Annotated in this window: 10 protein-coding genes, 1 tRNA gene, 1 other RNA gene and 1 pseudogene; 6 read left to right on the top strand and 7 right to left on the bottom strand. The window is 68.7% G+C overall.

The window, feature by feature from the left end:
* Window positions 1–375: 375 nt before the first annotated feature.
* Window positions 376–783: RNase P RNA component class A (gene rnpB / locus R1101_RS29235), an RNA gene on the bottom strand.
* A 55-nt stretch (window positions 784–838) separates the two neighbouring features.
* Here rnpB and R1101_RS0110120 point away from each other — a divergent pair.
* Window positions 839–1,360, top strand: coding sequence for a DUF1697 domain-containing protein (locus R1101_RS0110120; protein ID WP_026003105.1), 522 nt, complete (start codon window positions 839–841; stop codon window positions 1,358–1,360).
* Between the two features lie 187 nt (window positions 1,361–1,547).
* On the opposite strand, the gene R1101_RS0110115 is transcribed toward R1101_RS0110120, so the two are convergent.
* From R1101_RS0110115 to R1101_RS0110105, 3 genes are all read right to left on the bottom strand, one after another.
* The gene (locus R1101_RS0110115; RefSeq protein WP_016933318.1) at window positions 1,548–2,705 is read right to left on the bottom strand and encodes a bifunctional RNase H/acid phosphatase; all 1,158 of its coding nucleotides are present in this window, start codon (window positions 2,703–2,705) and stop codon (window positions 1,548–1,550) included.
* Window positions 2,702–3,439: a zinc ribbon domain-containing protein gene (locus R1101_RS0110110; RefSeq protein WP_016933317.1), complete on the bottom strand. Its 738-nt coding sequence runs from the start codon at window positions 3,437–3,439 to the stop codon at window positions 2,702–2,704. Before R1101_RS0110110 ends, R1101_RS0110115 begins: the two co-directional genes overlap by 4 nt.
* 74 nt (window positions 3,440–3,513) lie before the next feature.
* A complete protein-coding gene (locus tag R1101_RS0110105) occupies window positions 3,514–4,662 on the bottom strand; it encodes a Nif3-like dinuclear metal center hexameric protein (RefSeq protein ID WP_016933316.1) in 1,149 nt (382 codons plus the stop codon).
* A gap of 75 nt (window positions 4,663–4,737) precedes the next feature.
* Between R1101_RS0110105 and R1101_RS0110100 the strand changes: the two genes are divergently transcribed.
* The 4 genes from R1101_RS0110100 to R1101_RS0110085 are packed head-to-tail and all read left to right on the top strand — an operon-like array spanning window position 4,738 to window position 7,159.
* Window positions 4,738–5,436 (top strand): HAD hydrolase-like protein, encoded by a 699-nt coding sequence (locus tag R1101_RS0110100; RefSeq protein WP_016933315.1) that lies wholly within the window; start codon window positions 4,738–4,740, stop codon window positions 5,434–5,436.
* The gene (locus R1101_RS0110095; RefSeq protein WP_016933314.1) at window positions 5,426–5,896 is read left to right on the top strand and encodes a low molecular weight protein-tyrosine-phosphatase; all 471 of its coding nucleotides are present in this window, start codon (window positions 5,426–5,428) and stop codon (window positions 5,894–5,896) included. Before R1101_RS0110100 ends, R1101_RS0110095 begins: the two co-directional genes overlap by 11 nt.
* A gap of 28 nt (window positions 5,897–5,924) precedes the next feature.
* Window positions 5,925–6,761 (top strand): SURF1 family cytochrome oxidase biogenesis protein, encoded by an 837-nt coding sequence (locus R1101_RS0110090; protein ID WP_026003103.1) that lies wholly within the window; start codon window positions 5,925–5,927, stop codon window positions 6,759–6,761.
* A gap of 38 nt (window positions 6,762–6,799) precedes the next feature.
* On the top strand, window positions 6,800–7,159 hold the full coding sequence (locus R1101_RS0110085; RefSeq protein ID WP_026003102.1) for a DUF5655 domain-containing protein: 360 nt from the start codon (window positions 6,800–6,802) through the stop codon (window positions 7,157–7,159).
* A 73-nt stretch (window positions 7,160–7,232) separates the two neighbouring features.
* Here R1101_RS0110085 and R1101_RS0110080 read toward each other — a convergent pair.
* The 3 genes from R1101_RS0110080 to R1101_RS0110070 form a co-directional block, all read right to left on the bottom strand.
* A tRNA-Val gene (locus R1101_RS0110080) sits at window positions 7,233–7,304 on the bottom strand.
* A 32-nt stretch (window positions 7,305–7,336) separates the two neighbouring features.
* Complete coding sequence (locus R1101_RS0110075; protein ID WP_016933311.1) at window positions 7,337–7,801, bottom strand: peroxiredoxin; 465 nt, start codon at window positions 7,799–7,801, stop codon at window positions 7,337–7,339.
* A gap of 31 nt (window positions 7,802–7,832) precedes the next feature.
* Complete coding sequence (locus tag R1101_RS0110070; RefSeq protein WP_016933310.1) at window positions 7,833–8,255, bottom strand: DUF3052 domain-containing protein; 423 nt, start codon at window positions 8,253–8,255, stop codon at window positions 7,833–7,835.
* A gap of 326 nt (window positions 8,256–8,581) precedes the next feature.
* Here R1101_RS0110070 and R1101_RS26345 point away from each other — a divergent pair.
* Window positions 8,582–9,420 (top strand): annotated as a pseudogene (locus R1101_RS26345) (pyruvate dehydrogenase (acetyl-transferring), homodimeric type); the annotation flags it as partial.

Raw genomic sequence — 9,420 nt, 5'->3', positions numbered from 1 at the left:
GCGGTCTCCCGATCCGGGTAGGGCCCCATGCGGTTGAGGGCGTGCGGATCCTTGCCCTGGGAGACCTTCCCCGTACGCACGTCGTAGTACCAGCCGTCGTCGCTCATGGTCTCAGTGTGCCCGAACGACGTCCTCGTGTACGGGCAACCCGTCGGCGGGCGTGGCGCGGTACTGTCGGGCCGCACACATGTGCTCGATGTCCGAACGCGCATGTGCTCGATGTCCGAACGAAGGAGCACGCCATGTCCTACATCCTCTACGACGCGTTGCTGCCCTGGCTGGGTCCGGATGCGGCCTCGTACTGGGCGCACCTGCTGGTCATCGATCCGATCTGATCCGACCGGTGGCTACGCGGAGGGATCGGGAGACGCCGGGCGAACGAGCCGGCCTGTAAGCCGGATCCTGTCCCCCGCCGAAACGGGGTGGCGACCATCCATCTGGGCACACCGTCGCCGGGTACCTCGAGCGGTTCACCCGCAGGCTCGGGCGAGCAGCCCTCGAACACCTGCGCAGTCGCACCGCACGCGATGCGACCTTCAACCTTGCTCCGGGCGGGGTTTACCTAGCCGCCCCGGTCACCCGGGGCGCTGGTGCGCTCTTACCGCACCCTTTCACCCTTACCTGCCGTACGGCAGGCGGTTTGCTTTCTGTGGCACTGTCCCGCGAGTCACCTCGGGTTGCCGTTAGCAACCGCCCTGCTCTGTGGAGTCCGGACTTTCCTCGATTCGGGGCCTGGCACCGTCCGGTGCCGGTTCCCCGCGCCGCGGCCGCCCGGCCGACTCGTTCGCTCGAACAGACTATCCCGCAGTGTGTCGGCGCCGCCAACTACGGTGCCCGTATGACGCGACTCGTGGCTCTGCTGCGCGGAATCAACGTCGGCGGCATCCGGATCCGGATGGCCGATCTGAAGGAGGTCTTCGACGCTCTCGGCTTCGAGAACGTCCGCACCGTGCTCGCCTCCGGCAACGTGCTCTTCGACGCCGGCGACGACCCCGCCACCGCGAAGGCCGGGATCGAGGCCGCGCTGACCGAGCGGTTCGGTTACGAGGCCTACACGTTCGTCCTCGAGCAGTCGTTTCTCACGCGGGTCGTCGAGGCCTATCCTTTCGACGCCACCCGTACCGACCGGCATTCGTACGTGGTGTTCGTGTCCGATCCCGCAGTGCTCGAAGAGTTCGCCGCCCGGTCGGGCGATCTCGATCCGAAGGTCGAGTGCATCGAGCAGGGCGAGGCCGTCCTCTACTGGCAGGTGGAGAAGGGTTCGACGCTCGACAGTGCCGTGGGGAAGCAGTCGGGTGCGGCGCGGTACAAGGCGACGACGACCGTCCGGAACCTCAACACGCTGCGGCGGCTGATCTGACGGGGCCGGTCGCCGGCCCGCCGGACGATCCCCGGATGCGCACACGCCCTGACATCCCACCGCAGAAAATTTCCCGGCGGCCGTGTAACGCATGCTGCCGGCCGACGGATAAACCGAACGAGTGGCCGCGCAGACAACCCCCCGACATGTCTGCGCGGCCACTTTCGGTTTCGCGACCCCTCCCGGTTCAGAGGTGCGAGGTGTCGTTCACGAGCCGCACCGACGACCCGCCGTCCGGATAGAACTCGGCGATGCTGAGCGATGCGAGATCCAGATGCAGGCGGTACAGCAGCGACGGGCCCGACTCGAGCGCCATCTGCAGGACCGTCTTGATGGGCGTGACATGAGAGACGACCAGCACGGTCGAGCCGGCGTAGTCGGTGAGCAGGTCGTCGCGCACGGAGGCGATCCGCTCGGCCACCTCGTCGAAACTCTCGCCGTTCGGGGGCCGCACTGAGGTGTCGCCGAGCCACCGCCGATGCAGTTCGGGATCGCGACGCGCGGCCTCGCCGAAGGTGAGACCTTCCCAGTCGCCGAAATCCGTCTCGATGAGCCCGTCGTGCACCGTCACCGGCAGGTCGAGAGCGTCGGCGGCCGCGGCGGCCGTCTCCCGCGCCCGCCCCAGCGGCGACGACAGGACGGCGGTGATGCCCCCACGGGCACCGAGGCGCCGGGCCGCGGCGACCGCCTGGTCGCGACCGAGTTCGGTCAGCGCAGGGTTGCCGCGCCCCGAATAGCGCCGCTCGACCGACAGCGTGGTCTGCCCGTGGCGCAGCAGCAACAGCCGGGTCGGCGACCCGATCGCACCGGTCCAGCCGGGTGAGGCCGGAACAGCCGGATCGGGCACGGGCACGACCGGCGGGGTCGTGACGTTCTCGGTCGTCGCCGACGGCGGCAGCGGCCGTGCCACGGTGTCGGATGCGACATCCATCAGTGCTTCCGCCGCCGCGTCCATCGCGGCATTGGCCAACCGGTCGGCGTACGCGTTCTCCGCGCGCGGGATCCACGTGAAGTCGACGCTGCGGAACCGACCTGCCAGCTCACGCGCCTGCGCGGCCAACGGGATCATGTCGGGATGCTTGACCTGCCACCGCCCGCTCATCTGCTCGACGACGAGCTTCGAATCCATGCGGACCTGCACCTCGTCGGCGCCGAGTTCGGCGGCGGCGGTGAGACCAGCGATCAGGCCCTTGTACTCGGCGACGTTGTTGGTCGCGCGCCCGATGCTCGCCTGCCGTTCGGCGAGGACTGTCCGATGGTCGGCATCGAAGACGACGGCACCGTAGCCGGCCGGTCCGGGATTTCCGCGCGAACCACCGTCCGCTTCGACGACGACCGTCGTCACAGGCCGGATTCCTTGGTGCGGACCATGATCGCGTCGCACTCCGGGCACCGGACCAGCAGATCCGCGGGTGCGGCCGCGATCCGGGCGATCTCACCGCGGTCGATCTCGAGGCGGCACGCGCCGCAACGGCGGCCCTGCAACAGCGCGGCACCGATGCCGGACTTCTCACGCTGCTTCTCGTAGACCGTCACCAGTTCCGCCGGGAACACCGCGAGCAGCGCCTCACGATCACTGCGGCACCGCTGCTCGGCCACCTCGATGTCGGCGATGGCCTCGTCGCGGGCCCGGACGGCGTCGCCGAGCCGGTCGTCGACCTGCGACACCTGCGCACCGGCATGGTCGTGGTCGGCCTTCGACGCCTCCCGCCGCTCCATCACGTCGAGCAGGTCGTCCTCGAGTGCCGCCTGGCGACGTTCGAGGCTGGTGAGTTCGTGCTGCAGTTCGGTGAGCTGCTTCGATCCCACCGAGCCGCCCTCGAGCAGCGACCGGTCGCGGTCGGCACGCAGACGTACGGCCTCGATCTCACCCTCGAGCTTCCGGATGTCCCGGTCGAGGTCGTCGAGGATGATCTCGACGGCCACCGCGGCATCCTTGCGCGCGTTGCGCTCGGTCTGCAGGCGATCCACCTCCTGCTGTTCGGGCAGTGTCCGACGGCGATGCGCGAGGCGGTTCAATTCTGCGTCCACGGCGGCGAGGGACAGCAGCTTGGCCTGCACGGTGGGTTCGACGTTCACTCGGGTGGTTCCTGCTTTCGGTGGTGTGTCGGCGGGCCGGGAGTCGGCTGCCACGCGGGACGTGTCGTAGCTGATTACCGTACCGCGCCCGCCGCGGTCGTCCAGGGATCGGTGCGCAACTCGCTGACCCGCGCCTGCCAGCCGTCCCGGCCGGCGAACGCCTCGTCCAGGATGTCGCGGGCCTGCGCGCACCACGGGTACTCGCTCGCCCAGTGAGCGACGTCCACCAGCGCGGGACCTCCCGCACGCAGGTGCTCGTCGGCGGGATGATGCCGCAGGTCGGCGGTGACGTAGACGTCGACACCGCGCGCAGTGGCGAGACCGAGGAAGGAATCACCGGAGCCGCCGCACACCGCCACGGTCCGCACGGGCCGGTCGGGATCGCCCGCGCCGCGAACACCCCACTCGGTGGCCGGCAGCGCGGCGGCGACATCCTCGGTGAACTCGCGCAGCGTGCGTGTCTGCGGCAGCTCTCCCACCCGCCCCAGGCCACGATCGCTCGGCAGGTCGGCGAGTTCGAGGATGTCGAAGGCCGGTTCCTCGTAGGGGTGCGCCTCGCGCAGAGCCGCGAGTACCGCCGCCCGCGACCGGCGCGGCGCGATCACCTCGATCCGGTCCTCGGGGACGCGTTCGAGGTCGCCGACCGAACCGATGGCCGGGTCGGCGCCGTCGACCGGGCGGAACTGACCGGTGCCCGAGGTGGTCCAGCAGCATTCGCGGTAGTTGCCCAGGGCGCCCGCACCCGCCGCGAACAGACCCGCGCGCACCGTCTCGGCGGCGTCGGCCGGCACCATGACGACCCACTTGTCGGTTGCGGGTTCGGGCTTGGCCTCGAGCGGTCGCAGCCCGGTCAGACCCAGTGCCGCGGCCAGCGCGTCCGAGACACCGGGATTCGCCCGGTCGGCGTTGGTATGCGCGGTGAACAGAGCACAACCGCCGCGGATGAGGCGGTGGATCAACGCTCCCTTGGGGGTATGTGCACCCACGGTGTCCACCCCACGCAACAACAACGGATGGTGCACGAGCAGCAGCTGCGCACCCCATTCGAGCGCCTCGTCGACGACGGCCGCGGTGGCATCCACCGCCAGCAGCACCTTGCGCACCGGCTCGTCGGGGTCGCCGGCGACCAGCCCCACCGAGTCCCAGCTCTCCGCCAGGGACGGCGGGTAGGCCGTCTCCAGAACGTCGATCACCTCACGCAGCGTCGCCGCCGTCACGTCCACCTCCAGCTGATCCGCTCTCTCCTACGGGCACGACCCTACGCGGCAGGACACCGGACGAACGGGGAGAATGGGCCGGTGACCGCTCTCGCCACCACCCGACCGCTCGTGCTCCCCGCCCCCGTCGTCCTGTTCGATCTGGACGGGACGCTCACCGATTCCGCGACCGGGGTGATCAACGGATTCCTCCACGCCGCCGAGACGACCGGCTTCGAAGCACCCGAGGGCGACCTGCAGTGGTTGCTCGGACCTCCGATGCGCGACACGCTGCAGGGCCTCGGACTCGACGACGAGCAGGTCGCTGCGGGGCTCGCAGCGTACAAGGACTACTACTCCGCCACCGGATGGGCGGAGAACGCGGTCTTCGACGGCATCGAATCGGTGCTCGAGGCCGTACGCGGCGCCGGTAGCCGACTGGCCGTCGCGACGTCGAAGTCCCAGACGTTCGCCGAACGGATCCTCGACCATTTCGGTCTGACCGGATACTTCGAGTTCATCGGCGGTGCCAGCGACGACGGCTCCCGGCGGCACAAATGGGAGGTCGTCGCGCACAGTCTCGCCGCCCTCGGGATCGATCCGCAGGAAACCGCGGCCGGCGGCACGACCGGCGTGGTGATGGTGGGCGACCGCGAACACGACATCCACGGTGCGGGACGCTTCGGTATCCCCACGGTCTTCGTCGAGTGGGGTTACGGGACCGAGACCGAGGGCCGTGCGGCGGCGCGGACGACCGCCTCGGTCGAAGAACTGCGGGAGGTGCTCACGGGTGGACGCTGACAGCCGCTTCCACGTCACCTTCGTGTGCACCGGCAACATCTGCCGGTCGCCCATGGCCGAGAAGATCTTCGCCGAACACCTGCGCCGGGAAGGACTCGGCGACCGGATCCGCGTCAGCAGCGCCGGTACCCACGGCTGGCACGTCGGGTCCGAGGCGGATCCGCGGACCGACGCGGTCTTGCAGCGGCACGGCTATCCCACCGGTCACCGAGCCGCGAAGCTCGGGACCGAACACCTGTCCGCCGACCTCGTCGTCGCCATGACCACCACACACGAGCGGGCGCTGGCGCGGCTCGGTGTCCCCTCCGATCGCCGTGTGTTGCTGCGATCGTTCGATCCCGACGCCGACGACGATTCCGTGCCCGATCCGTACTACGGCTCCCTGAACGAGTTCGAGCAGGTCCGCGAGCAGATCGAAGCCGCGGTTCCCGGCCTGCTCGAGCGGGTGCGACAGTGGTGAGACGCACCTCACCGGCTACCGTGGGTCTGTGCGCCGATTGACATTTCTCCTACGCCCCAGCTGGTTGGTCCTGGCGCTGGTGGTCGTCGGCTTCGCCTACGCGTGCTTCACGGTCCTCGCGCCGTGGCAGCTCGGCAAGAACACGAGCACCGAGGACCGCAACGGCCGCATCGCTGCGTCGATGGCGCAGGATCCGGTTCCCGTCGCCGATCTGCTGGGCGGCGACGGCCCGACGGTCGAGGACGAGTGGCGCCGTGTGCTCGCGCAGGGCTCCTACCTCCCCGAGTCGGATGTGCTCGTGCGGTTGCGCAGCGTCGAGTCGCAGCCGGCCTACGAGGTGCTGACTCCGTTCGCACTCGATTCCGGCGGAACGATCCTCGTCAACCGCGGGTACGTGCGGCCGGTCCGCGGCACCGAGATCCCCGAGATCCCGCCCGCGCCGTCCGGCCCCGTCACGCTCGACGCCCGCATCCGGATGTCCGAGGGAACGGTCGACGGCAAGGACCCCTTCTTCGACGCGGGCTACCAGCAGGTCTACTTCATCGACGCCCCGCAGGTCGCATCCGTCACGGGTCTCGACCTCGAGGACGTCTATCTGCAACTCGACGCCGACCAGGCCGGCGGCCTCGGCGTGATCCCCCTCCCCCAGCTCGACTCCGGCCCGTACCTGTCGTACGGCCTGCAGTGGCTGGCGTTCGGAATCATGGCTCCGCTCGGTCTGGGCTACTTCGTGTGGGCCGAGATGCGGGAGCGCAAGAAGGCGAAGAATCCGGAAGCCGGTGGTGACGCTGCCGGGGCTCCGGTGGAAGCGGCGCCACGCACCGCGAGCGAGAAGCTCGCCGATCGATACGGCCGGCCGCGGTGACCGAGCCGACCACCCTGCCCCGATCCGAGGAGCTCCCGATGTACACGACCGTCGACGACTATCTGGCCGACAAGGATCCGGCCGCCGTCGACGTGTTCCGGCACGTGCGCGCCATGATCCTCGGCCTCGGCGACGACGTCACCGAGCGTGTGCACGCGTCGGAGATCTCCTGGTCGCGGGGTCTGCCCTTCGCGGCGGCGTTCGTCTACGCCTCACGCCTCGAGGTGGCCCTGGATCTCCCCCGGCGCATCCACCACGCGACGCTGCGCGAGGCGTTCCCGAAGAAGGGACCGGTGACGACGCACCGGCTGAGCGTTTCGTCCGTCGACGAACTCGACGACCACTTCGTGGAGCTGCTGGACGTCGCCTACCGCACCGCGGCGGAACCGCGCGACTGACAACACATCCGATTCGGATGGATTCGACCCCGCTGAGTGGGGCCGAATCCACTCAGATCGCGAAACGGAATTGTGGGCGCGGAGGGTTTCGAACCCCCGACCGCTGGTGTGTAAAACCAGAGCTCTACCACTGAGCTACACGCCCGAAAGACGGCGGCAGATGCCGCCGACTTCGCATCAGGACTTTAGCGCGGCGAGCGCTCTGGCCCAAGCTCCCTGGTCACGGGCCTCTCCGGGCTGGTTCTCCTCCGCGAACTGCACCATGCCGTCCTTGTCGATGACGAACGTGCCGCGGTTGGCGAAACCGAACTTGTCGTTGAACACTCCGTAGGCCTGCGCGACCTCGCCGTGCGGCCAGAAGTCGGACAGCAGCGGGAAGGTGTAGCCCTGCTCGGCCGCCCAGATCTTGTGGCTGGGCGACGGACCGACGGAGACCGCAAGGATGGCGGTGTCGTCGTTCTCGAAGGTGGGCAGGTCGTCGCGGACGGCGCACAGCTCGCCCTGGCAGACGCCGGTGAAGGCGAGCGGGTAGAACACCAGGAGCACGTTCTTGCTGCCCCGGAAGCTCGACAGCGTCACTTCCTGGTTGTTCTGGTCCTTGAGGGTGAAATCGGGGGCTTCGGTGCCCACGGCGATCGGCATGCGTGTGGATCCTTACGTTCTGGGAGTCGGGTCAGCGGCGGGGACGGCCGGCCTTGGGCTGGACGAGGCGGCTGCCGATCCAGTCTCCGAGGTTGGTGGCCGTGGTCTGGGTGAGACCGGCCGTGGTGGCCGATTCGGCGATCTCGCTGGGCTCGACGTGATCGGGACGCCCGGTCTTGGGGGTCAGGACCCACACGACGCCCTCGTCCGCGAGGGGACCGATCGCGTCCATGAGGGTGTCGACCAGGTCGCCGTCGCTGTCGCGCCACCACAGCAGTACGACGTCGACGACCTCGTCGGAGTCCTCGTCGAGCAGCTCGGTACCGGTGACCTCTTCGATCGCAGCCCTCAACTCGTCGTCGGTGTCCTCGTCCCAACCGAGTTCCTGCACCACGTGGTCGTGAGTGATACCGAGCTTGGAAACATAGTTCTTGGCATCCGCCGCGGCGACCACGGTGGTTCCTCCTCAGGGTTGTGGTGCGCGAAGCGGGCTCCGCGCACCGACGTGACGATCAATAGGTCAAAGCGAACATCGTCGGAAGCCTCAACGCAACCCGAATCGCTGGGAAAAGCGGGAGAATCTTTCGGAAGAGACCTTTTGCACCACCTCACACCGCGCCCGATCCGTCCGGTTGGCCGGACCACGACGTGATCCTTCGTCCCGGATGGGGGAAGATGAGGGTTGCATCATGTTCAGATGTCGATTGCGTCGGCTCCCACAAGAGCCGGCCGACGGAGAGGGCGCTCCACCGACGCGCCCACCACGATGAGGAGCAGACGTTGACAGACCTGATCCACGGATCCGATTCCCGACAAGGCGCCGCACCGGGCGCATCGGGACCGGATTCCTCGGCCAAGCCGGCATCGACCAAGGACAATCGAGTCCGGGTGATCCGCGAAGGTGTGGCCTCATACCTGCCGGACATCGATCCGGCGGAGACCGACGAGTGGCTCGAGTCGTTCGACGGAATGCTCGAGGCCGCAGGCCCCACCCGCGCACGCTACCTGCTGCTGCGCATGCTCGAGCGCGCCAACGAACGCAAGGTCTCCCTTCCCGCCCTGACTTCCACCGATTACGTCAACACCATCCCCACCGAGAGCGAGCCGTGGTTCCCCGGTGACGAGGAGGTCGAGCGCCGCTACCGCGCGTACATCCGGTGGAACGCGGCAATCATGGTCACCCGCGCGCAGCGTCCGGGTGTCGGCGTCGGTGGCCACATCTCCACCTATGCCTCGTCGGCCGCGCTGTACGAGGTCGGCTTCAACCACTTCTTCCGCGGCAAGGACCATCCCGGCGGTGGCGACCAGGTCTTCATCCAGGGCCACGCCTCCCCCGGCATCTACGCGCGCGCCTTCCTCGAGGGACGCATCGGCACCGAGCAGCTCGACGGCTTCCGTCAGGAACACAGCCACGCCTCGCTCGGCGGCGGCCTGCCGTCGTACCCGCACCCGCGTCTGCTCCCGAACTTCTGGGAGTTCCCCACTGTGTCCATGGGCCTGGGCCCGATGAACGCGATCTACCAGGCACGGTTCAACCACTACCTGCACGACCGCGGCATCAAGGACACCTCCGACCAGCACGTCTGGGCGTTCCTGGGCGACGGCGAGATGGACGAGCC

It is taken from the genome of Rhodococcus sp. R1101, from assembly GCF_000278445.1.
GTDB classification, from domain to species: domain Bacteria; phylum Actinomycetota; class Actinomycetes; order Mycobacteriales; family Mycobacteriaceae; genus Rhodococcus; species Rhodococcus gordoniae.
Note: the sequence above shows the minus strand (reverse complement) of the source record. Positions and strands in the feature narration are given on the sequence as shown.